The following is a 22,895-nucleotide window of genomic DNA, read 5'->3' as shown; positions in this document are numbered from 1 at the left end:
CCGCCCGGTCCGATCGCCGTGCGCGGTGTCGTTCCACTCCTCGAACGTCGACCTCTCGACTTCGACGTTGCGGAAGGTGGCGAGGCGTTGGCGAGCGAGTGCGGCCATTTCCACTCCCGGCTCGATCGCGGTCACTGAACATCCGAGCGCCGCCAGCGAGCGCGTCGCCTGCCCGGTGCCGCAGCCCACTTCAAGGACCGACGACCTGTCGTCCATGCCGGTGATGTCGACAAAGGTCCGCGAACAGCTTGTCGGGGTATCCCGGCCGAACCCGGTCGTAGAGCTCCGGAACGTCGTTGAACACGCGACCGAGGTCACGTTGGCTCGGGCCTGTTATCGCACCCTCTCGCTGAGGCTTTCGCCGGCGTGCCGATCCGGCCTCGGGGAACATCGGTACAGCCGTTAACGCTAAGCCGGTGATCATGGCCTCTACCACGGGCGGCAGGCCCGGCGGCGAGGTTCGGCGGAAGATCCCTGAGCGCCGGCGGGCACCGATAGCTTCGCGTCCATGCCAGTGGAGTTCCTGACCGATGAGCAGGCGGTTATCTCTATCTGTCACTGCTGGCGGTCGGCTTCACCTGCGGCTTCATGTGGCTGACAGTGTCAGCCACATGTCGCTCGACGGGTCGACGAGCAGTTAGCCTCAGCTGGCTGGGCCGAGGGCTCGCACGTGTCGCGGGCGCGATGTGCCTGGATTATTGAGATTGAGAACCTGTGCGAGAACCTCCGGTCGCGGGCGGAAGGGACGCCACGGCCTGGGAAGGCCAGGGGGTGCCACCTCGCGGTGCGAGTCTGGCCGGGCTACGGGGGCAGCGGCCGACGGTGCGCCGGCCGCTGGAACAGTCAGTTGAGGGCGTCCTTCAGCCTCTTGCCCGTCGCGAATTGAGCGAACTTGACACCCGAGATCGTGATTGCTTTACCCGTCGCGGGGTTCGTCGTGTCCACCGGTCGGCGCTCCCTGACACGGAAGGTGCCGAAGCCACCCAGCTCCACGTCGTCACCCGTCTTCAGTGCGCGCGTGATCGAGTCGGTGAGGGCTGCGAGGGCCGCGGCGGCTGTGTCCCTCTCGATTTCTGCGGTTTCGGCAATCGCGTCGATGAGCTGACTCTTGTTCATGTCCTCTTCCTCACTAGATGCTCATGACCACCGTTGGTGACGGTGGGTATGTAAATGATCGCAGAAAGAGCTGAGAGGGTGGCTTAGCCTGGTTAACTCACTCGCCGGTGTCTTCTTTGTCGGTGGCCTCCGCTGAGTCGCGCAGGGGCCCGCAGGTCGAGCACGGCAGTGCCAACCTGCACGGTGCCAATAAGTCCCCATGGCCTACCCTCCGCCGCAAGTCAGAAATGGGACGCCTGGATCCTTTCGCTGCGCCTCCTGCGGGAACGAGATCGACAGCGATCCGTGGCCAAAGCCGCATCACCTTGGATTCACAGGTTCTCGCACAGGCACTGACTGGTCACGGTGGATGACATGGGCCAGACTCCGTGGCCACAGCGGAGCTGGTCGAGGAGCAGGAGGCGGACCTGGACGTGGCCGCGCTGTGGGCGGCGCTGGAGGAAGTCGCCCCGCATGCCGCCGTGATGGGTGCGGCGGCCACTGCGGTGACCCGTACCGCTTGGCCACGAAGCCGGGTGCTACTTCACTTCGACGTGACCACCCGCAGCCTCCAGCACCTCCTTGGCCCTGAGGGCCGCTTCCCGGCTCACTCCTTCCAGCACCACCACAGTGCCGACCTGCACCATCTCCCTGGACTCCTTCAGGCTGAGGCCAGTCAACGAACGTACTGCTTTGGTGAGGTCGATCGTATTGCCTCCTCCCTTCAGAGTGACCGTGAAGTCGGCCTGCCCCCCGCTGACGGGGAGTGACTGGTCCGTCTCTTCGCTCATAGCGTTCATTCGCCCATCCGGTCTTGTCAACAAGAACCACCCAATGTTTACCTAGAGGTCATAATCGCATACTCTAGGTAACCGAAGGGGCTGAGTGAGGGGCGCCGCTCGGCCGGTTCAGCCCGCCAGCGCAGCGGCTGCCGCGCACATAAGGAGAGATGCGATTGCCCCCCAGCGGGAAGGCGGCTCGACCGTCGTGTACAACATGCGCCATTTTATTTCACACGATGAAGCGATCTTTGCGGATGAATGTTGTTTAAGGCGTGAGTGGGCGCTTCGCTGGTCTGCGGTACGGGCCGACGCCAACGCGACGGTCCGCGTCGCCACGTTCGCACGACAACTCTGAGGAGATCCATGCGCACCAAGCTTGCCCTTTCCACTGTTGTGGCCGCCGCGGCCCTGGCTGTTGCCGGAACGGCAGCAGCGGCACCCCACGCCCCAGCAGCGGCGAGCATGGCCGCGTGGTCAGGAGCCACCCTCACCTACGGCACCAGCATCACCCTGATGAACGAGTTGGGCGGGCAGGGCGGCTACCTCGACGTCAACGGCAGCGCGGGCCGTGCGGACGGGAAGTTCAACGTGTCCACCAACCCGTCATCCGATCGCACCAACGGTCGGCAGAGCAGTGTCTGGAAGGTCATTTCGGCCTCTGGCAAGAGCGACGGCGCGGCCGTGATGAGCGGCGACAAGGTCTGGCTCGTCAACCAGCTCGCCGGCGGCCAGGGAGGCTACCTGGACGTCAACGGCGGCGAGGCCAGGGACGGCGCCAAGTTCGATGTCTCGACCACCGAATCCCAGACCCGGATCGACAACAGTGCCAAGTGGAGGCTGCTGGCCAAGTCGTCCACCCCCAGCGACGGCAAGGTGCGCATCGATGACACGCTCCACCTCCTGAACGACCTGGCCGACGGCCAGGGCGGCTTCCTGGATGTCAACGGAACATCGCCGAAGGACGGCGCCAAGTGGGACGTCTCCACGACCTACTACACGGACCGCGGTGCCGGAAGCGGCTCCTGGAAGATCGGGACCGCCCCCTGATCGACTCCCGCTTCACAGAAGCCTGAACCGTGCCCGGGTCCGCGACCGCAGCGGCAGGGCACTGCGGGGCATCGGGCCGCAGGTTCCAGCCGTTCCGCGCAGCCGAGGAGATGGACCAGCGGGAGTACTCAGGCAGCGCACTCATCACGATGCACGGTCCCAGGATCGAGGAACCGTGGGGTGCCGAAACTGATCTCGGGGCGTGGTCCCGAGGCCGGCCAGGATGCGCTCCTCAACCCACACTGCGGGCGTGGCCCGGATGCTGTCGGCGGCGACGGCGGGCCGACCGCCGCCGACAGCCAACGCAGGCCAGATCCGCACGCCGGTGCGTCAGGCCGACCCTGGCTTCACACTCGGTTCACGAGCCAGCCGAAGACCAATGCCTCGTTCTGCTCCCGGTGCTCAGCCAGGAGGTCGTAGACAAGGTGCTCCGGGGGACAGGCAGCGACGCCACTGGTGGAGCCGAAGGCTGCCACTCGATCTGGAGTGGCCGCAACGAGGGCGACCGGCGGCTACGTGATCGCGCCCGCGAAGGTCGCGGCAGCTGCGATCACGAGGCGGCGATGCCTGGCTATTCAGACAAGACCCCCGTTGCCTGACTACCCTTCTGGCCCACCTCAACTTCGAAGGTCACGCGTTGCCCCTCGAAGAGTCTCGCTCTGCCACTGCCAACGATGGCGTCGAAGGAGACGAACAACTCATCACCCCCCGCATCAGGAGTGATGAGGCCATAGCCCTTCTTGTCGTTGAACGACTTCACCGTGCCAGCCTGTCGAGTGCTCAAAGTTCTCCTCCATCTTCGCAAGAGTGATGATCAGAGCCAATAACATCACCCCTGGCCTCACGGACGTGTGTGCAACGACCAACCAATCCAAGGTGTCGTTGGACAGTCTGTCTGCTCTCCCCTCATCAGCGCTTCAAGATCATCCCGTTGCCCATTGACCCGTATCTCGGTCACACCCCAACTCCAACGCGACCTCCAGCGTGAGCTGACCTACGACGGACTGCGCGCCGCCGAGGCCAAGGGCAACAAGGGAGGACGCCGCCCCGCGGTGACGGCCGCGAAGACCGACGACGTACGCATCGCGTACGTGGAGGGCCGCTCGATCGCCGCACTCGCCCGCGACCACAACGTGAGCCGTGGGGCGATCCGCACGGCCGTTGCCGACCTCCTGCCGGATCATGTCACCGCGGACGAAGAGGGTCCGGCGCCGGAGCTGCTGGTCACCGTCGACATGCCGGGCAAGGTCGCCGACTTCCTCCGCACCGCCGAACTGGACCCCGTCGAGCGGGCCGCGCTCGACCAAGGGGCGACCATACGGCGCGGCCAGGGCTACACCCTGCGCGTCACCGCCGTGCCCTCCGTGCACCGCCAGTTCCTCGCCCGCTGCCAGCCGCTCGACGGCGGCCACGACCTCCCCACGATCCCCGCCCAGCGCAAGGCCCGCCGCGAGTACGAGAACCGCGTCAACACGCTCACACCCGAGCCGTGATCGTTCTCAGCGCCAACCGCTGTACCGATACTCCCGAGGCCGGGGCCATGATCACCGGCTTAGCGTTAACCGCTGTACCGATGTTCCCCGAGGCCGCGATCCTGGAAAGGCTAGTCGTTTGGCGTGGGCTTGCCGGTGCCAAGGCCCGTTCACGCATCTGCGCGTTGCTCTGCCGTCGGCTCATCAACCGACTTGCGGGGGCCGGGCACCGTGACCGAGGTGAGGTCGAGGCGGGCTTCCATATCGAGGTTGACCTCGCCGTAGGGGCGTACGTGGGTCCAGAACAGCGGGGTCAGGCCGCGCCGGTCGGCGGGGGTGAGCAGGTCGGCCCACTCCGGCTCGTCCAGGATGTCCTGGAGCATGAGGGTGTTCACGTAGACCGGGGCGGATTGCAGGATGCGCAGGCACAGGACGAACATCTCCTGCTCGTCGCGCCGGTTTGAGGCGATCTCCCCGCCCTTGCCGTAGGCGATCACGGAGTTGGCTCCGTTGGAGGACTCCATGACGTTCAGGCCCTCCTCGATCTCCCGCTGGAGGTCCCGCAGCCGCAGGTAGCGGGCCACGAAGATGGTCTTCTGGGCTCGGCCGACCTCCAGCATCGCCGCGTAGGTGGGATGGGAGGCGTTGCGGGTGAAACGGCGCAGGATCGCCTCGGTGGACGCGGTACGGGTACGGATCGCAGTCGCGTACTTGATCATCTGGTCGTACTGCTGGGTGATGAGTTCCCAGCGGATAGGGCGGGTCAGCGCCGGAGTCAGCCGCGGGTAGGCGTCCGGCTCGCCGGCCACCGGCCGGTACAGCTTGACCTTGTTGATCCGCTTGATCCTGGGCAGCAGGTCGAAGTTGAGCAGCCGCGTGATGCCGAACCCGATTTCCGACTGGCCGTGCGAATCCGTGTAGTTGGCCTCGACGTCCATGGTGGTGCCGTGCCGCATGGCGCCTTCGATCATCGCGGCGACCTCGGACGCGGTGCAGTTGATCAGCTGGGAATGGATGGCCAGGGACTTCTTCTCCACGTGCCAGTAGATGAGCACCCCGCGGCCGCCGTAGCGCGAGTGCCACTCGGTGAACAGATTCTGGTCGTAGGCACGGACATGGGTGGAGTCGGAGGCGACCGCGGTCGAGCCCTGGCCCCACAGCTCGGTGCTGCGGGCGGCGAAGGTGGCGTTCGCGATCTGGACGGCGATCGCGCGGGCGGCCTCCGCAGACAGGTACCGGCGCCGGACGTACCGCAGCTCGTCCTCGGTATGACCGTGGCCACCGGACGCCACGGCCTTGATCCCGGTGTTCGTGCCGTACGCGTAGATGACCAGCAGCAGACGCTCGGCCAGGACATCCGGCGAGAGGCTGCCCCCGCCGGAGACGGAGGTGACCGCGTCCAGACAGCCGGTCCGCAGCACCGCTTCCTTCAGCATGTCGACGAGCGGCACGATGCCCCACCGCCGCTGTACCTCTCCCTTGATCCTGCGCAGATTCCGCGGTTCCGGCTGAGCTTCGGCCGGGGTCAGCCGGATCGCCCCGGACTTCCGCTCGGCGATGTCCAGCCAGGACAGCTTGGGCATCCCATCGTTCAGCAGGGTCAGCTCGGACGCCATCTGCTCACGCAGCTCGTCGACGAACACCGCGGCATCCAGCGGCTTGCGCAGCTCGCGGTAGTTCTCCTCCCGCCGGCTCTCGAAGTCCTGCGGCAGGCCCTCATCCGGGTTGCGCCACTTGTCGGCGTTCACCACCCAGATCTCCTTGCACTTGAGCTGATCACGCAGAGCCTGGAAGGCGACGACCTCGTAGACCATGCGCACCACCCGGCGCCTGCCCCGCTTGTCGGTGCGATGCACCACCTCCGCCCAGTCCCCACCCATCGACTTGTGGACCGGAACCGTCTCACCCAGCGGGTAGTACGTCGTGTTCCCGGCGTTCGCGTACCGGGCAACCAACGCCAGGGCCTCGATCACCGGCCGGTGGGCGTGATTGCTGGAACGGAACTCCAGCACGTCCAACAGCCTGATCAACCCGCGCCGGTAGTGATTGGTGTAGGACGCCTTCAGCGTCATCTGCACCGTACGCCGGTAGACCGGCCCACGGGTCTTGAACTCGTGCACCAGCTCCCGCAGCGTCGCCTCACCCCCAGACACCGCCGGGAACACGACCTGCCGCACCGTCCCCTCCGGAGTACCGAGCGACGCCTCGGCGAGCTTGAACAGAATGTTCTCCTTGCCCGACACCTTCTTGAACGCGTTGACGAGCTGCTCGGTGACCTTCTTCTCCGCCCGTGCCCCGATCCGGTGCACGGTGGAGCTCAGCAGCTCCACCAGCGTGTCGGTGATCTCCCGCTCCCGTTCGTGCAGGAGCGCGGCCAGCAGGGTCACCCGCAGCGAGACCGGGTGCGTCCGCAAGTGGGAAGGGGATTCCACCGCGGCCCGTGCCCGCCAGCCGGCCAGGACCTTCGGCGCGACATCGATGAACAGATCCGGCGGCAGACCGATCGCCCGCACAGCCAAGAGCTTGTCGATCTCGGTAAGCATCGTCTCCAGGCTCACGTTGCCCGGCGCTTCCTTAATCCTGGCCAGCACGGGCGGCGCATCCTCGCCCTCGTCCTTTCCGCCGCCTGCGGATCCTTCATCGTCCTGGTCAGTCCCGCCGGCCACCAGAGCCACAATCCGCTCGACGCTCTCCGCGGCCAGCCGCGAGGAGACCAGGGTGGTCAGCGCTTCCTCGGCTGCGCGCAGAGCAGCTGCCACGATCCGGTCGCAGCGGCCGGACGTCGGCGGCTCGATGCTCTCTGCGCGGCAGCGCGCCAGGAGCTCCACCCGGACATGCTCTGGCCTGCGTTCCTTGTGCGCGACGGTCTCAGCCAGATATGCAGTCAGCTTTTCTGCATCCGCAACGGTGCACTCGCGGAAGCCGAGGTGCTCCCGGATCTGAGCCCGGTGGTACTCGACCGTGCGGCCCGTCCACTCGTAGAGACCTAGCTCCGAGGCAGGAACCTGCACCTGCCGGGCGACGAACTCCACCGCCTCCCCCGACAGCTCTGCCCGGTTCCGGGGAAACCGGCCGTACTGCGTGTAGAACTTCAGCAGCACGGCGAAGCCCAACCGCGTCGCACCACGTTTGCCGGATACGAGTGCCTGCTCGTCCTTCAGCAGCGTCCAGTGCTCGACGAGCTCGTCCAGGTCCAACGGGGTACGGGCCACAGTCGTCGATCGTCCTCCCAGGGCTCCACACACCGCAGCCGTACGGTCTCCGACTCACCCACGCGGGTGACGCCCGCGCAAGATCACAGTCGTTTGCGGCTGGTGACACGGTTCTTACCGGCACCCCAATACCCGCACGGTCCTGGCCGCCGCCTGCGTGGCCATGCTCGCGGGCACTGTCAGTACGCCTCTGTTCGACGTAGGCGCGGTAGCGGGCCATGGTGGTGGGCTTGAGGCGCAGCTCCTCCTCGTCCAGCCAGTCCCGCAGGTACTCGGTGGTGCGCTGCCTCGGGTCGGTGATGACGCACAGGGCCAAGCCCTCGTTGAAGCGCCGCAGCGCGGTGCGGGCGTCGATCTCGTCGGGGAAGCCGGCTCGGCGGACGGTGCGGCGGTGGCCGTCGACGGGCGGGGTGTCGACGGCGAAGGCCCAGGTGCCGTGGCGAGGGTCGGTGGCGAGGTGCGGGCAGCGGGTGCCGAGCTGCCGGTGGTGGTCGTCGCGGCAGCCGCAGCGCCGGTAGATGCGGCCCCGGTCCTGGCCGCCGGAGGGGGTTGGTGAGCAGCGCATGGTGATCGCCTCGAAGGATCGTGCGCGAGTCGTCCTTCTCCCAGTCTGCCTCCGCGGGGCGATCAACTGTGCGACCACGAGCTCATGAAAAGTGGCTGTGACCTGCGGATCTCCCTTGGCTTGTGGCAAGGGAGATCCAGCTATCGATGAGCGTCAGTGGCGACCCGCTGGTGAGGGCAGGCGGTCAGGTAAGCCGGTCGCGGTTGGCGGCGGCGGTTTCGCGGACGAGTTGGGCGAAGCGTTCACGGCCGCGCTGCTGGTGCTGCTCGGCCTGCTCGTCGTCCCAGTCCTCGGCATCACCGTCGAGGTTGTCGTCCGTGTCGAGGTCGTCGTACTCGGTGTAGAGGAGCCAGCAGCCGTGGATGCCGGCCAGGAGGTCTTCGAGGAGGTCGCGGCCGGGGCGCCGGGGGTCGAGCGGGGTCAGGCGCAGCTCGATGTCGGCGAGGTCGGGTGCGTCGTCGCCGAGCTCGGCGAGGGTCTCCTGAGTGTCGTCGATCTGGTCGCGTAGGGCGGCGGGGTCGGGCAGGAGGCCGTCGGTGATGTGCAGGGCGTGGCGCACGAGGCCGGTGACGGCCTCGCGCGGGGTGGCGCCGTCGTCGATGGGGGCCAGGATCAGGGTGGGGGTCTCGTGGGGGAGGGCTTCGATGTTGTCGGCTTCCTGGACGACGTGGACGGGGTCGTGGCCGGAGGCGTCGGCGGTGACCTCGGCTGCGGCGGCCAGCCAGTGTGCCGCGGCGACGGCTGCGGCGGTGGGGTCGATCGCGCGGAAGAGTTCGGCGGGTCCGAAGGGGTCCTGTTCCAGGAGGTGGTCGGCGGCGGCGACCTGGACGGGGGAGGCGTCCTCGCGGCTGAGGAGGACGGCCTGTTGGGCGCGGCCGATGCGGTTCGCGGATTCGATCAGGGGGCTGTAGGAGACGGTCATAGACCCGCCGCTGGGCAGGTGCGGCTTGGCGATCGCGTCCGCGACCTCGCCGAAGGCCTTGCGCTCCTCCTCACGCCGCCAGCCCTCGCTGTTGGGTTCCAAGGAGCCGACGGCGCTGGCGGGATGGGTACAGGTGCGCCAAGCAGCCTCCGACAGCTGGGCGAGTGAACGGGCCAGTCCCAGGAGCACGGAGAGGGCTGCGTCGGCGGGCAGGGCAGCGAGGCCGGTGGCGAGATCGCCTTCGCCCGTTCCCCACGCGGCGATCAGCTCATGCCGGTCGGGGTCGACGCTGTAACGGGTCATCGGGCTGTACCTCCAGGGTTGTCTCTGTACAGGCCTTCGTGTCTGCCCATGCGTCAGTCCATTGTGGCGGCACGCCAGATGTGTTGTGCACGGCTGGCCGTGGTGCCGTGGGGCGTTGAGCTGCTTCCTCGGACGCGTCGGCGCAGCGAGCGGTGCGGAGGTGCTGCCCATCTCCGGTGGATTCTCCCCGCATGTGCGGTGCGCAGTCAGCGTGGCCTCGGTTGTGTAGGCGGAAGCCAGTAGGGCGAGAGCAGGCCGTGCGTTTGACCAACAGACAGTCGGCCGCACTGTGAGGCTCGAGTGCGTGCTCGGGCCGTCTTCATGGGGGTGCGGTTCACCGCCAGGGGTGGTGCCTGATGTCGATGACGTGCATGCCGGCGGCGGTGGCGGCGGTGATGCCTTCGTCGGTGTCCTCGTGGGCCAGGCACCGGCGGGGATCGACGCCGAGCAGGTGGGCGGCGTGCAGGTAGGGGTCGGGGGCGGGCTTGGTGTGCGGGACGTCGTCGCGGCCGACGACGGTCCAGGGCAGGTCGTCGAGTCCGACGACGGTGAGGCCGTGGCGGACGATGTCGCTGTAGTTGGCGGAGACGACGGTGATGGCGGCGTGTTCGGCGGCATGGCGTGCGGTGGCGGTGGCTGCGGGGATGGGCCGGATGCGGTCGGTGTGGGCGAACCAGTGGGCGAGGGCGGCTTCGGCGAAGGTGGCTTCGGGCAGGGCCGCCGTGGGGATGGCGAGGCGTCGGCGCAGCTGCTTCGCGGTGAAGACGGGTTCGGCGGCCACCCAGTCGAGGGTGATGGTGATGCCGTGGGCGGCAAGTGCGGCTTGCACGCAGGCGTGGTTGAGGTCGGTGGTGTCGGCGAGGGTGCCGTCGAAGTCGAAGGCGTAGGCGGCGTACCCGCCGTCCTGGTGATTCCGCGCTTGTGCCGCGGTCGGCCGGGTCACGGGGTGAAGTCCACGGGCAGGTGGGCCGGGCCGTGGACGACCCGGTGCCGGTGGGTGGGGATCCGGTCGGGGTCGCAGGCCAGGCGCAGGTCGGGGAAGCGGTCCAGCATCGTGGCCAGGAGGGTGCGCAGTTCGAGGCGGGCGAGCTGGTCGCCGAGGCAGTGGTGGGGGCCGTGGCCGAAGCCGAGGTGCTTGGTGGCGTCGGGGCGGTGGGGATCGAAGCGGTCGGGGTCGGGGAACCGGTCGGGGTCGCGGTTGGCGGCGGGCAGGTGCAGGACGATGCGGTCGCCGGCCCGGACGTCCTGTCCGGCGAGGGTGAGGGGTTCGCGGGCTACGCGCAGCAGGCCGAACTGGAGGACGGTGGCGTAGCGCAGGGTCTCCTCGATGACCGCGTCGACGAGCTGCGGTTGGTCGCGGACCGTGTCCCACAGGCGGGGCGGGCGCAGCAGGAGGAGGACGGCGAGGCCGGTGACGTTGGCGGTGGTCTCGTGGCCGGCGATGAGGATGAGCTGGGCGAGGGCGGCGATCTCGTCGTCGGTCAGCGTGGGGTCGTCGGCCTGGGTGTGGACGAGGCCGGAGAGCAGGTCGTCGCCGGGCTCTGTCCGTTTGGCCTGGATGAGGCCGAGCAGGTAGGTCTTCATCTCGGCTTTGCTGGCCAGGAGTTGGTCGCGGGTGCGGTCCAGGGAGAGCAGTTCGGCGGTCAGGCGCTGGTACTGGTCGCGGTCGGTGAAGGGGACGCCGAGGAGTTCGCTGATCGCCAGGGATGGCACCGGCAGGGCGACGGTGGCCATCAGGTCGGCCGGGCGGGGGCCGGTGGCGAGGGCGTCGAGGTGCTGGTCGACGATGTCCTGGATGCGCGGAGCGAGTTGGTTGATGCGGCGGGCGGTGAACTGGCCGGTCACCAGGCGGCGCAGGCGGGTGTGTTCGGGCGGGTCGCTGGTGAGCAGGTCCGAGGGGCGCAGCCGGGCCATCTCCTCGGTGGTGATGAGGCTGGGGCGCACGTGGGAGTTGAGGTGGGGGCGGCGGGAGCTGAGGCGGGGGTCGGCCAGGGCGGCGCGGACGTCGTCGTAGCGGGTGACCAGCCAGCCGGGCGGGCCGTCGGGGAAGGCCAGTGGCGCCACTGGGAGTTCGGTGCGCAGTAGGCGGAAGTCGGAGGGCGGTTCGAGCGGGGTGGGCCGGTCGACCGGTAGCGGCCTGGGCGAGGGGGCGGTGTCCGGGTCCGCGCTGGGCGTGCTCACCGGGCTTCGCCGCCGGAGCAGGCGGTCAGGGCCAGCAGGACCCAGGTGTCGGTGAAGACCGGGGCGTCGAAGAGCAGGGGGCGCGGGGCGACCTGGTCGGGCCGTGCGGTGAACGACCCGTCGGGGTGTCGGCAGGAGAGCAGGTGGGCCGCGCCCGCGCGTACGACCGGGTCCAGCTCGGGGCGCACGAGCATCGCCGTCAGGGCGAGCAGCGAGTAGCAGGTGCTGGCGACGTCGCTGGGATCACCGGGCCGGTAGCCCCAGCCGCCGTCCGGGTTCTGCGCCCCGGCGAGGAAGCGGCGGGAGGCCTCGCTCGCATCGGCGATGCGGTCCTTGAGGGCGGTGCGGGTCGCTTCGGGCATCGAGTGCAGGGCCCACATCGCCCGCCAGACGGTGTTGGCCTCGCTCAGGCTCCAACTGCGCTCGAACGTGCCGTCGGCGCGCTGCGCGTCGAGCAGCCAGCGGGCCGCACCGTCCAGCAGGTCGGCGTGATCGCTTCCGTTCCAGGCCAGCGCGCTGACCGCGCCGGCGGTCATGCCGGCCTCCGAGGGGTCGCCCGCCATGTAGGTGGGGAACCCGCCGTCCTCGCCGGCGATGCCCCGGAAGTAGCTGCCGGCGCGCAGCAGTGCCTGGCGGTGGCGGACCGGGTCGACGGCGGCCAGGCAGGCTGCGGCGTAGGAGCTGGCGTCCACGTCGCTGTGGCGCATGTTCTCGCCGAACGACCAGCCGCCGTCGGGCATCTGCCGTGCGATCAGGTAGTCGCACATGCGGTGCAGCAGGGCCGGGTCCGCGCCCGCGCGGGCCAGCGCCAGGCCGGCGGGGCCGGTGCTGAACACGTCCAGGTTCGACATGGGTGGCACGCCGCCGTCCCGGTTGCGGCACGCCAGCACCGCCGCGACGCCGGTCTCGACCAGTTGGTGGCCGGGCGCGTACTCCTGGACGGCCAGTAGCGCCAGCAGGTGCGCGGCCGTGTAGTTCTCCCACACCGGCGCGCCGCTGGAAGGCAGCAGCTCCAGCAGCCGCTCCCGCTGCGCGTCGGTGATCCGCTCGCCCCGGCCGAGACCGTGAGCGACCACGATCCGCACGCTCAGCATGATCATCTCGATCCAGGTGACCGAGTTGTCCCCGCCCCGGCGGCCCGGGTCGGCGGGGCGCAGCATCGTTTCCGCGAACGGGACCGCGCCCACCACGGCCAGGTACACGTCGAACAGCAGCCGCTTGCGTGACAGCGAGAAGTGGTCGAACCCGGCCAGCAGCTCCTCGCCCACCACATCGGCCTCGACGGTGCGGCCGTGCAGGACTGCCTGCGCCAACGCCGCATCGAACCCACTGCCCTGCGACCCCGGTGCGGCCAGGTACTGCCCGAGCTCCCGCTCCGGCCCGGGTGGCCGCCGCGCCGGCGCAGCAGCACCAGCAGCAGCGCCGACTCCAGGGTGCGACTCGCACACGGCCTGCGCACCGAGCCGTCGGCTCCCACCGCCTCGCCCAGGCGCACTGCGGTCCGCTCCCGTGCAGCCGCTGACGAGGCCTCGGAGCCCGCTGCCGCGGTTGTGCCCGAACCGGTGTTCTCGACCTTGTCCGTCGTCATCTCACCTCTCCTCTCCTTCGGTTCGCATCATCGGCGACACGGCACCGGAACCTGCGGGGCGATGTTCGATCGCCACTCGAACGAGTGGTTCCGCTTGAAATCGGAACCCGTTCGTGCCTTGGCCGCCAAGGCCGGTCCGGCGACGGCGCGGACCACCGGACGCTCGACGGTCCCGTCTCTGCCGAGGACTCGGCGACTGCTCATCGTGACGGTGTCCGGGGAGGTCGTCCGGTCGTTGGACGGGGCACGAGTCCCCGGTGCCCCGTGGGGACGCTCCGGCTGCACCCTGTGTGAAGCCCGGCCCGGGTGTGAGGTGTGTATGGGTTGGATGGGCGCGACTGCGGGACGCCGCCTTGTCCCGCCGACCGACGCCGCCCCGGCGGCGCAGCCGGGCACCGAAGGGCCGCAAACCGCACCCGTGCGCCGGCGCCTCACCGCGTTGGACGCCTTCCGCAGGTGCCTCGTCGCACTGCGCATCTGCGTCGGCAGCCAGGTGGAGGAGATCGCGGCTGCTGTCCTGCGGCACCCGGACGGCTTCGGGCTGACGGTGGCCGACCTGGTCTTCCCCGGGTTCCTCTTCATCATGGGGATGGCGGCGCCGGTGTCCATGTCAGCCTTCCTGCGGCCGGCGGCCGAAGGCTGCTCGGCGACCCCGGACCGGCGCCCCCACCTGCTGCGCGTCGCGCGCCGGGCCGTCCTGTTGTACGCGATCGGCCTGTTCCTCAACGCCTACCCGTTCCTGCCCGAGGTCCTGGCGGGGGTGCGGTTCGTCGGTGTGCTGCAGCGGCTGGGCGTCGTGTACCTGGTGGTGTCGCTGCTGTACCTCACGTGTGCCTGGTCGGTGCGGCCAGGTGGCGGCACGCGCTCCCGGGGAGTCCGGTTCCTGGCCCGGGCGTTGCTGCTGGGCGCCCTCCCGCTCGGGTGCCTCGTCCTGTGGACCGTGGCGACGTACGCCTTCCACAACCCGTGGCCCGAGTGCGTCGGCGTGCACGGCCTGGTGCGGGACTGCTCGCTCGAGGCGTACGTCGACACCGGCATGTGGGGTGTCCGGCACAATCTCGACGGCGCCAGGTTCGACCCGGAGGGCCTACCCTCGACGTTGGTCGCCGTGGTCAACTGCTGGGCCGGGCTCGTCGTCGGCATGGACCTGGTCCGCAACAAGCGGCTGTACCGGACGGTCGGCGGTGTGCGCAGGCGCGCGTTGCTGCTGATCGCCGTCGGTGCGGGTGTGCGTCGGGGTGGGCCTGGCGCTGGGTCTGGTCATCCCGATCGGCAAGCAGCTGTGGACTCCGTCCTACGCGCTGGTGACCATCGGGATCATGGCCGTCGGCTTCGGCGTTGTGCTGCTGCTGTTCGACGGCGGGCTGTGGGCCGGTCGGGGCCCGGGTGCCGCCGTCCGGCGCGGGAGCGGGCCGGTGGGCGGGACGTTGGTGGCTCTAGGGCGCAATCCGCTGTTCTTCTACGTGCTGTCCGAGTTGGTCATCGACACGCTGGACTACCTTCCGGTCCGCTACCACGGTAGGCACGGGTCGGTGCGGAGCGTGGGCGCCGAGGTGGGCCTCGCCTCGTGGCTGCCGGCGCCGGTGGCGAGTCTGGTGTGGGCGTTGCTGTGGCTGTTGCTGTTCTACGTGCCGATTGCGCGGCTGCTCACGTCGCGTGGGTGGTACATCCGGGTGTGAGAGGAGTGCTCCGCGGACCGGCCGTTCACACCGCTGCCGGGACGACTCGCGCTTCCGGCCGGGGCGCCGTGTGGTTGCGCCAGTGGGGGCCGGCCCCCAGGGCCGCGCTGACCAGGGCGTGGATGGTGACCAGGCACAGGGCGGTGCGGTAGAGGGTCTGCTGGAGCGGCACCAGCCACAGGTGGCGCAGGCTCTGCCGGTCCTGGCGAAGGGCGTGGGCGGCGAGGGCGAGTTGGGCGAGGCTGAACGCGGCCCAGGTGTAGGCGGGGGCGGGGCTGACGCCGAAGGCGAGCCCGTAGAGGGCGGCGGCGTCCAGCGCGGGGGCGGTGAGCGGGAGGGCGAGTTGGAAGAGCAGCAGGTAGGGGAGGGTGCGCCGGCCCAGGCGGCCGGCGGTGCCGCGCTCGGTGACGGAGCGGCGGTGCTTCCAGATCGACTGCAGGGTGCCGTAGGCCCAGCGGTAGCGTTGGTGCCACAACTCCCGCACCGTCGTGGGGACGTGGGTTGAGGCGTGGGCGTCGCTGCGGTAGACGACGCGCCAGCCCGCCCGGCACAGGGCCATGGCGATGTCGGTGTCCTCGGCGATGGTGTCGGCGCTGATCCCGCCGCAGGAGGCGAGGGCCGGCCGGCGGAAGGCGCCGATCGCGCCGGGGACGGTGGGGCTGGCGCCGAACAGGTCGAACAGGCGGCGCTCCAGGCCGAAGCTCATCACGTACTCGAGGTGCTGCCACAGCGGTAGCAGGCCGGCGCGGTTGGCGACCTTGGTGTTGCCCGCCACCGCGCCGATGCCCGGGTCCGTGAAGGCGGCGGCCAGGCGCGCGACCGCGCCGTGGGCGAGCACGGTGTCGGCGTCGACCATGAGGATCACGTCGTGTGCGGCGAGGGCGACGCCGGCGTTCAGGGCTGCGGGCTTGCCCCGGTTGGGCTGCGTCACGACGCGGACCCTGGGGTCCGCCACGGCCGCGGCGGCTGCCGCGGTGCCGTCGACCGAGCCGTCGTCGACGACGACCACGTCGACGCCGGGGCAGCCGCCGTCCAGCAGGGCGCGCACGCAGGCGGCGATGGTCGCCTCCTCGTTGTGCGCGGGTACGACGACGGAGACGGGCAGCCCCGGATCGGGCAGGGCCTGCCTGTCGGTGCGCCTGCGGTGTGCGGTCGCGGCGACGGCGAGCAGGAGCAGGCGGACGGCCGTGAGCACCGCGACGGTGGCCAGTAGCCAGGCCGCCGTGGTGGGCACGGGGAAGGCGGCCCGCAGCAGTTCGATCAGCGCGGCGCCGTACCAGCGCTCCAGCCGGGGCACCGGCGCTGATTGGGGCGGCAGGCCGACCGCCTGGGTGAGGGTGGTGAAGCGGTAGCCGCGCGCCTTGAGGGTGTCGATGAACCGCCCCAGGGCCGCGACGGTGTGCGAGCGGTCGCCACCGCCGTCGTGCATCAGCACGATGGCGCCCTGGCCCGCGGGCGGGACGGCCTGGCGCACGATGTCGTCGACCTGGCCGCCCTCCCAGTCGAGGCTGTCCTGCGTGGACAGGACATTGAGGTAGCCGAGGGCTCCGGTGCGCTGGATCGCCTGCCAGTCCCGGTTGCCGACGGCGTCGGGTGTGGAGGAGTAGGGCGGGCGCAGCAGCGCGGTGCTGCGGCCGGTGGCCCCGGCCAGGACTGCGCGGCTGGCGGCGAGTTCCAGCTGCACCCGCCAGACGGGTGCGGTGGCGAGGTCGACGTGGGTGAAGGTGTGCAGCCCCACCTGGTGCCCGGCTGCGGTCTCGGCGCGGACGAGCTCGGGGTGTTCGGCCACGTGCTCGCCGATCACGAAGAACGTACCCGGGACCTGCTTGGCGGCCAGCAGGCGCAGGATCTGCGGGGTCCAGGCGGGGTCCGGGCCGTCGTCGAAGGTCAGCGCGACCGTCCCCGGGCGGACGGCTGAGCTGATCGGTGCGGCCCCCCGGGCATCGACCACGGGGCCGCCGCCGGAGACCGACCCCGGCACCAGGTCGTCCGGCCCCTGGCTCTGACTGGTGCCGGCCGCGCCGACGCCCCGGATGACCGAGGTCGCCAGGAACAGGGCGAGCAGGAACACCGTCAGCAGGCTTCCCAGGAGCCACCAGTGCCCGCGCGGCGTCGTGCCCCTCACCGCGGTGCGCTCGTGCTGCCAGCCTCGGCCGCCGGTGCGTGCGGATCGGCGTACAGGACACCACCGACCAACACCAGGACGCCCAGGCAGCCCAGGAACACCAGCACGCCGCCGGCGGTCACGGCCGCGCGGCGAAGACCGCGGGGGTCCTCGAACACGGCCGACGCCGTAGCGGCGGCGGATGAGGGACTCGCAAGCGTGTCGGTCGTGCCAGCGGATGCTGGGAAGGTCACGGACGGCTCCTGCCGGGCGCGCGGGCGTTCCCCCGGAGGAACGAGCGGCCTGCCGCAGGGCCACGGGGGCTACGGCGAACGGGGCAACCCGACGGCGAAGCGGTCACCCATTCGGGAGACCAGTGTCGACTTCCGTGCCCTGCAGGCCGTTAGCATCGCTGCGCTCCGCCCTACCGGCCGAGCTCCGGGCGACTCAGCCGGCCACCACCCCGACACCGGACGAACTGGACCCCAACCGATGGCCGCGCCTCAGGACACCACCCCGCCAGGACCACGCCGCCCCCGCTCCGGTCGCACCCGAACAGCACTGCGCCTGGCCTGCGGTCTGCTGGCGGCCGTCGCCCTCCTCGGTGCGGGTCTGCAACTGCACCACCGGCTCACCACCATCGACCTGCCGCGGGTCGACCAGCCGACCCAGGACGGCTACACCCTCACGGTGTACTACACGCCCAGCGAGGCGTTCTTCCACGGCCCCGCGCGCAGCATCCGCGACCAGGCCTGCGCCGGGCAGGACCTGCCGGACGACCATCCCGGTGACTACCTCGACCGAGTCGCCCTCGAGGGCTTCGGCAAGACCGTCCACGGGGACTACCTCGGCTGGGACTTCACCCGGCACTGCTACTTCACGACCGGTCAACCACCCGTCGGCTCCCACGAGAACCCACTCGTCCCCTGGCACTCCGTCGCCGCCAACCAACTGCCACCGGGCACCCGGATCCGGGTCCTCGACTGCGGCCAAGGACTCTCCACCGACATCTGCGCACGGGTGAAGAGCGCGGACTGGCACGTCGACGACCTCTGCAGCATCGGCTGCGACGACGCCAAACACCTCGACCTGTACATCGGCGAGCAGACCCACGCCAACCTCGAGGACCAGGACTCCTACTTCGTCACCACCAGCGCGAGGGTCCAGGCCGAGGCCCCCGCAGCGGCGAACTGAAGTGCGGTCGAACGCCGCGCGACCGGCCGGCTCGCCGATCTCCCAGTAGCCCAGACGGGTCTGGGCGATCGCGTCGGCCGACTCCGGCACGGCGTCCACCCGGAACCCGTCGATCGCGGGCAGGTGTTCGGCCAGATGCATGAAGGTACGGACGAGGTTCTCCCGATCGGAAGTGTCCAACCCGAACTCGATGTCCGTTGGACTCATCTCTTCCAGCAAGCGCCAGACGGACTCGAGCTTCTCCAGGTTGGCAGCCACCCGGTCGAACTGGTCGATCGCCGCCGCCAAGTCGGCATCCTGAGGCCCGAAACGCATTGAGGCTCCCCGCCTCGTCCGGCTTCCTCACGCAGCCCGGACGCCAACCGACCACATCCGCGCCCGTCTCGGCAGCGACTGAGTACCGAGCCCGAGCGTCGCAGGCATCCGTGTCCTATCTGGGCGCTCGGAAGGAGCCTCCGAAGCCGCCCGCAAATCGCCCCCAGCGAGCTGCTGCAACGATGTTGCTAGGTGCGACGCTTGGGGGGAACCGGGCCGGGGATGACGTCGAGGTTCAGGTGCTCCTTGAAGAGGTGGACCAGGTTGGCGCCGTCGAGGAGCTCAAGTCGGCCGTGGTCATTGGCGAACGCCTGGCTGGCCCTGCCGAACCAGGAAGTGGTGACCAGGATGCCCTTCGCCGCCCGCTTGTGCTCGACGACGCCGGCCAGGGCCGAGACGGTCTCGAAGGGCACGACGTTGCGGCTCCGCTTGGCCTGGATGACACACAGGCCCTTCATCACCGGGTCGGTGTTCATCACGATGGCGTCCACCCCCTCGTCCTTGGACGGCTGCGTGTTCCACCCCTCCATGCCGATGGCCTCGAAGAGCTGGCGGACCAGGTGCTCGAACTCGAGCGGGGAAAGGTCGATCAGCACCGGGCGACTGTCGAGGCCGGCGACCACGTCCATGCTGTCCATCAGCTTGAACTTCGACAGGTCGAACGTCACCAGCGGACGCACCGGTTCCAGCTCGTAGGGGTTGGGGGAGACGAGAGCCCGAAGCCGCTGAAGACACAGGCGCGGTTCCACCTGGGTCAGGACCAGGGCCTCGAACTCCTCCCGGCTCGCCTGCAAGGTGATCAGGCACGGATGGACACTGCGGCCCGTGGCACGGTCGATGGTGTCGACGTGGCAGTTGAGGGCGACGGACCGGATGACCCGGTCCGGGTCGGCAGCGAACACCTCGTGCAGAGTGCGAAGCGCGCTCTGAGCGAGCACCGACGCGTACAGCTCCTTCCGCTCCTTCTCGGGCCGCGGCACCGGGACGATCTCGTCCCGCGTCTTCACGTACTTGAACGACCGGGCCGCCGGCACCACGTCCTCCAGCGGCAGGTCCAACTGCACCAGGAGATCACCGGTGTCGGCCTGGTAGGACACCTGGTGCCGCTTCGGGAAGCCAAGGGGATAGACGGACGCAGCCAGCACCTGGTCGACGAACCACTCCACAGCCTCGACGTCCCCGGCCCGGTACGCCGATTCCCGCTCTGCCAGCGCGGCGTTGAACTCGCGGACCCGCTCGCCGACTTCCCGGACCTTCGAGTCGTGTGCGGCCCGGCGCTCCGCGAGCTTGGCCACCCGCTTCTTGTCCGCCCGGGCGTGCTCGCCCAGCGCCCTGTCGAAACGCTGCCGGGCCTCTTCGACCTCGGCCTCGTAGCGTCGGCTCGCGAATCCGAGCGACGCGAGCAGGCCGCCTCGGGCGGGCGGTTCGAAGTCCTCCCACCGTGGTGCGGCCACCGCACGGTCCAACTTGCCGGCCACGAACACAGCAGGCGTGAACTGCTGGCGGAGCGCGCCGAACGACAGCGGTGCCGTGTGCCGGACCGACCGGATCAGGAGGGTCCGCAACTTCTCGGCATCGTCTTCCGCCACGCTCGTGAGGTCCACTGCCTCCTGGGCCCGCGCCACTGCGTAGGCAGCACGCTGCTCCCGTTCAGCCTGCTTGGCACGGGCCTCCGCGGCCTTGCGCTCACGCTCCGCCTGCTGCTGGAGCCGACGTTGCTCGGTCTCGGCCCGCCGTGCCTGCGCCGCGTAATCCGGCTGCCGCTTCGGACGCGCCGAACCTCCCGCCACTGGCCCTCCCCAGACTCATGCGTTTCGTGCCGCTACCACTTTGCCCTAACCGACCCGGTGCCATGCAGCAAAGTCGACTAAACAGTCTCCCAGGGTCGGCCGTTCGGACACCAGGGGATCCGCTGGTGTCCGAACGGCCGACGGACCCCGTGCGAGTTGGGCGAACGGTTCACCGGATGAGGAACTCGCAGTCCACGAGCAACATCTTGACGAGGCCGGTGGACCGGTGTGGTGCGGCAGCCGGCACTGTGGGTCAAGAACACGGAGAGTTCCTCGATGGTGCAGCGATTGCGCCCGCCAGTGAGACTGGGAGCTGCTGTGGCTTCGCACTCGGTACCCGTGATCGAGGCTGAGCCTGGGTGGGTCGGCGGACCGGCCCCGCTGTCGACGCTGCGCTCGGGCCTGCGATCCTTGGCCGCGTGACGACAGTCGACTCGTACCAGGTGAGACTCCTCCTGGCGGCGAACTGCGGCCCCTGCGGTTTGCCTCGGGCGGTGACGCGAACCGGCCAGTGCCCCGAGTGCGGGCATCTTCTGCCGGATGACGAGGTGCGTGAGGTCAGGGCTGCGGTCGGCGCCCGGCGCAGGGCGTTCAAGGTAGCTCTCCAACGCCTTGGCCAGCGTGTCACCGTGACGGCCGACAGCATGTCCGCCTTCGCGACGCGTGGCGTTCCCCTCGGCGACCACGAGCACCTGGACAAGCTGATCCTGCCGGCGCTGGCAAAGCTGAGCGACCCGCTCCCCAAAGTGAAGCAGCTGCTTGAGAGTTGCACCTGGGACCCGCGAGAGGCTGGTACGGTCGCCGCTTTCAGCGAGCTGGTAGCGGCGTTCGATGCCGGTCTGGCATGGGTCGAGTCGTTGAGGGACATCATGCCGCCGATGGCCTGGCGGGCAGTGCACCGCGAACTGGCCCGGGCCGGCATGGCCCTGCTCCGCGGCCAGGTGGCCATGGCCAGCACGATCGTCGCGGTCGACCTGGACGCGGCACGAAAGCTGCAGGGGGAAGGCGAGAACTGGTTCGGCGCCGCAGCAGAGTACGGCCGGCGGGTCGCCAAGCAGATCGAGATCATCAGGAACTCGCCCGCCGACGGCCCGATCCAGGCGGACGGATCGATCGACGTCGCGGCCGTAGCCTGGGCGGGCGTGGGAGGCCGCGTCACGCTGATCGCGGCGGCAGCGGACACGTTGCGCACGGCCTTTGTCGACATCACCGGGGTGAGCGAGGCAGCTGACGAGCACATCCTCGGTCTGCTGCCGGTCCTGGCCACGAGCTCGGGAGCCGTCGACCATGAACTCCTCGTGGCACGGGCCCTCCAGCTCAGGGCCGTCCTCGACCAGGCCGACACCGTTGGCCCGTGGGTCGTCGATCACGTCCTCCTCGTGGCCCGCGTGAATTCCGCTCTGGAGCGGATCACGGACGAAGCCGAGCGGCTGGGGCGCGAATGGCGCTACCGCCTGCCCCGGCGCCACCTGATGCGGACGCTGACCGAGGTCTACCGGGAACTCGTCGAAGGCGCGCTGTGCGATCTCGGGGCCGTGATCCTCGTAGCCTCCCGAGCCAGCCGCCAGGACCGCGACGGCGTCTACGAGGAAGCCGTGGTGGAGGGCATCAAATCCGGCGACATCGTGAGCGAGCTCGCCCGCCTCGGACCACCGTGCGGCAACACCGTCGACATGCTCTACCGCAACGCCAGCGCCCACGCCTCCATAACCGTCAACGACCACGGCATCACCGCGACCCGGCGAGAGATCCGCGACGGCCGCCTCGTGTCGAGCAAGACCGCAACCCTCTCGGACGAGGAGTTCAGCGAGGAACTCCTCGCCCTGCACGAGCTGCTCCTGGCGCTCCAACTCGCCCTCCTGCCGTGGATGACCGGGCACAGCGATCCCGGCATGGCCACCGCGGTCGCCACGGCCACCGCCTCGGCGCGCCAACGCGACCAGATCCTCGCCCTGATCGCCGGCCTGGCCGGGATGAGCAACGTCGCCGTGACCACAACCGAAGGCCACCTGACGATCACGGCAGCCCCGCCCGCCCCAGGGGCCGACGACCGGCCAGAGACCAAGGTGCTCAGCGTGGTCCCCGCCGCCTTCGGCACCACTCCGACTCCGGCCACGGTCACACTGGATGTGACCGGCCTGCGCCCGGTGACCTTCACACCCGAGGAGTTCGCGGTCCTCCGCGATCCGGACGAAGCACCGGACACCGAAACGGCCCTTGGAGTCGTCACGGCACGCTGGCTCCTGGAGAGCTCCGAAACGCTCAGCCCGCGCGACGAAGCGACCTACATCACCGTGCCGCTCGCCGACCTGTACATGCGGTGCGCCAAGCTCGCCCCCGCCGACCAGGAGCTCGCGCTTCGCACGCTTCGAACGGCCCGGGCCCGCGTGGTCGAGGTGATCGCCGAAGGCCGGCGGTCACCTCTGACGCGCTCCGTCATCAGTCAGGTCGACATCATGATCGACTTCCTGGGAGGGCTTGCGCCTGGAGGCGATGCACCGAAGAACTCGGAGGAGGCCCACCGGCGAGCACGACGTGCCGTCGCTGCCATCGAAGAGGCCCACCGGATTGGCGAACAGGCCCGAGCCGTTCGCGACGCCGAGCGATGAACGCGCGGGGCCCTGCGTGAAGCCGCGGGCCGGTGCC

16 protein-coding genes and 1 pseudogene are annotated in these 22,895 nt (G+C 69.7%); 5 read left to right on the top strand and 12 right to left on the bottom strand.

The features are described from left to right. Nucleotides 1-84 precede the first annotated feature (84 nt). The 3 genes and pseudogenes from ACIQVZ_RS13775 to ACIQVZ_RS13765 form a co-directional block, all read right to left on the bottom strand. A pseudogene (locus tag ACIQVZ_RS13775) lies at nt 85-216 on the bottom strand (class I SAM-dependent methyltransferase); the annotation flags it as partial. 627 nt (nt 217-843) lie between these two features. Continuing rightward, the gene (locus ACIQVZ_RS13770; protein WP_402449769.1) at nt 844-1,116 is read right to left on the bottom strand and encodes an HU family DNA-binding protein; all 273 of its coding nucleotides are present in this window, start codon (nt 1,114-1,116) and stop codon (nt 844-846) included. Between the two features lie 518 nt (nt 1,117-1,634). After that, nucleotides 1,635-1,886, bottom strand: coding sequence for a ribosomal protein L7/L12 (locus ACIQVZ_RS13765; RefSeq protein WP_402449766.1), 252 nt, complete (start codon nt 1,884-1,886; stop codon nt 1,635-1,637). Nucleotides 1,887-2,339: 453 nt separating this feature from the next. Here ACIQVZ_RS13765 and ACIQVZ_RS13760 point away from each other — a divergent pair, with 453 nt between their 5' ends. Continuing rightward, nucleotides 2,340-2,924 (top strand): hypothetical protein, encoded by a 585-nt coding sequence (locus tag ACIQVZ_RS13760; protein ID WP_402449764.1) that lies wholly within the window; start codon nt 2,340-2,342, stop codon nt 2,922-2,924. Nucleotides 2,925-3,495: 571 nt separating this feature from the next. Here ACIQVZ_RS13760 and ACIQVZ_RS13755 read toward each other — a convergent pair. Further along, nucleotides 3,496-3,684 carry a cold-shock protein gene (locus ACIQVZ_RS13755; protein WP_402449763.1) on the bottom strand — a complete coding sequence of 63 codons (189 nt, stop codon included), beginning with the start codon at nt 3,682-3,684 and terminating at the stop codon, nt 3,496-3,498. Nucleotides 3,685-3,862: 178 nt separating this feature from the next. Between ACIQVZ_RS13755 and ACIQVZ_RS13750 the strand changes: the two genes are divergently transcribed. Continuing rightward, a complete protein-coding gene (locus ACIQVZ_RS13750; protein ID WP_402449761.1) occupies nt 3,863-4,417 on the top strand; it encodes a hypothetical protein in 555 nt (184 codons plus the stop codon). Nucleotides 4,418-4,566: 149 nt separating this feature from the next. On the opposite strand, the gene ACIQVZ_RS13745 is transcribed toward ACIQVZ_RS13750, so the two are convergent. The 5 genes from ACIQVZ_RS13745 to ACIQVZ_RS13725 form a co-directional block, all read right to left on the bottom strand. After that, nucleotides 4,567-7,593, bottom strand: coding sequence for a Tn3 family transposase (locus ACIQVZ_RS13745; RefSeq protein WP_402449759.1), 3,027 nt, complete (start codon nt 7,591-7,593; stop codon nt 4,567-4,569). Between the two features lie 764 nt (nt 7,594-8,357). Further along, entirely contained in the window at nt 8,358-9,398 is a 1,041-nt protein-coding gene (locus ACIQVZ_RS13740; RefSeq protein WP_402449757.1) for a hypothetical protein, read from the bottom strand. Nucleotides 9,399-9,732: 334 nt separating this feature from the next. Next, entirely contained in the window at nt 9,733-10,341 is a 609-nt protein-coding gene (locus tag ACIQVZ_RS13735; RefSeq protein WP_402449755.1) for an HAD family hydrolase, read from the bottom strand. Beyond that, nucleotides 10,338-11,579 (bottom strand): cytochrome P450, encoded by a 1,242-nt coding sequence (locus ACIQVZ_RS13730; protein WP_402449753.1) that lies wholly within the window; start codon nt 11,577-11,579, stop codon nt 10,338-10,340. Before ACIQVZ_RS13730 ends, ACIQVZ_RS13735 begins: the two co-directional genes overlap by 4 nt. After that, nucleotides 11,576-12,892: a prenyltransferase/squalene oxidase repeat-containing protein gene (locus ACIQVZ_RS13725; protein ID WP_402449751.1), complete on the bottom strand. Its 1,317-nt coding sequence runs from the start codon at nt 12,890-12,892 to the stop codon at nt 11,576-11,578. The genes ACIQVZ_RS13730 and ACIQVZ_RS13725 overlap by 4 nt, the downstream gene beginning before the upstream one ends. Before the next feature lie 1,513 nt (nt 12,893-14,405). Between ACIQVZ_RS13725 and ACIQVZ_RS13720 the strand changes: the two genes are divergently transcribed. Then, nucleotides 14,406-14,846 carry a hypothetical protein gene (locus tag ACIQVZ_RS13720; protein WP_402449749.1) on the top strand — a complete coding sequence of 147 codons (441 nt, stop codon included), beginning with the start codon at nt 14,406-14,408 and terminating at the stop codon, nt 14,844-14,846. 25 nt (nt 14,847-14,871) lie between these two features. Here ACIQVZ_RS13720 and ACIQVZ_RS13715 read toward each other — a convergent pair whose 3' ends face one another. Beyond that, nucleotides 14,872-16,971, bottom strand: a complete 2,100-nt coding sequence (locus ACIQVZ_RS13715; RefSeq protein WP_402449747.1) for a bifunctional polysaccharide deacetylase/glycosyltransferase family 2 protein — start codon at nt 16,969-16,971, stop codon at nt 14,872-14,874. Further along, the gene (locus tag ACIQVZ_RS13710) at nt 16,968-17,129 is read right to left on the bottom strand and encodes a hypothetical protein (RefSeq protein ID WP_402449746.1); all 162 of its coding nucleotides are present in this window, start codon (nt 17,127-17,129) and stop codon (nt 16,968-16,970) included. The genes ACIQVZ_RS13715 and ACIQVZ_RS13710 overlap by 4 nt, the downstream gene beginning before the upstream one ends. 313 nt (nt 17,130-17,442) lie before the next feature. Between ACIQVZ_RS13710 and ACIQVZ_RS13705 the strand changes: the two genes are divergently transcribed. Next, nucleotides 17,443-18,144 (top strand): hypothetical protein, encoded by a 702-nt coding sequence (locus ACIQVZ_RS13705; protein WP_402449744.1) that lies wholly within the window; start codon nt 17,443-17,445, stop codon nt 18,142-18,144. A gap of 503 nt (nt 18,145-18,647) precedes the next feature. Here the strand turns inward: ACIQVZ_RS13705 and ACIQVZ_RS13700 are convergent. Beyond that, a complete protein-coding gene (locus tag ACIQVZ_RS13700; RefSeq protein WP_402449741.1) occupies nt 18,648-20,048 on the bottom strand; it encodes a restriction endonuclease in 1,401 nt (466 codons plus the stop codon). Nucleotides 20,049-20,878: 830 nt separating this feature from the next. Between ACIQVZ_RS13700 and ACIQVZ_RS13695 the strand changes: the two genes are divergently transcribed. Next, nucleotides 20,879-22,858, top strand: coding sequence for a hypothetical protein (locus tag ACIQVZ_RS13695; RefSeq protein WP_402449739.1), 1,980 nt, complete (start codon nt 20,879-20,881; stop codon nt 22,856-22,858). The last annotated feature ends 37 nt before the right edge of the window (nt 22,859-22,895 follow it).

The organism is Kitasatospora sp. NPDC098663 (assembly GCF_044760075.1).
Lineage (GTDB): Bacteria > Actinomycetota > Actinomycetes > Streptomycetales > Streptomycetaceae > Kitasatospora.
Note: the sequence above shows the minus strand (reverse complement) of the source record. Positions and strands in the feature narration are given on the sequence as shown.

Coding starts and splice junctions, on each gene's coding strand:
- ACIQVZ_RS13765 (WP_402449766.1), bottom strand. CDS start 1,886: ATGAGCGAAGAGACGGACCAGTCACTCCCCGTCAGCGGGGGGCAGGCC.
- ACIQVZ_RS13705 (WP_402449744.1), top strand. CDS start 17,443: ATGGCCGCGCCTCAGGACACCACCCCGCCAGGACCACGCCGCCCCCGC.
- ACIQVZ_RS13770 (WP_402449769.1), bottom strand. CDS start 1,116: ATGAACAAGAGTCAGCTCATCGACGCGATTGCCGAAACCGCAGAAATC.
- ACIQVZ_RS13760 (WP_402449764.1), top strand. CDS start 2,340: ATGGCCGCGTGGTCAGGAGCCACCCTCACCTACGGCACCAGCATCACC.
- ACIQVZ_RS13740 (WP_402449757.1), bottom strand. CDS start 9,398: ATGACCCGTTACAGCGTCGACCCCGACCGGCATGAGCTGATCGCCGCG.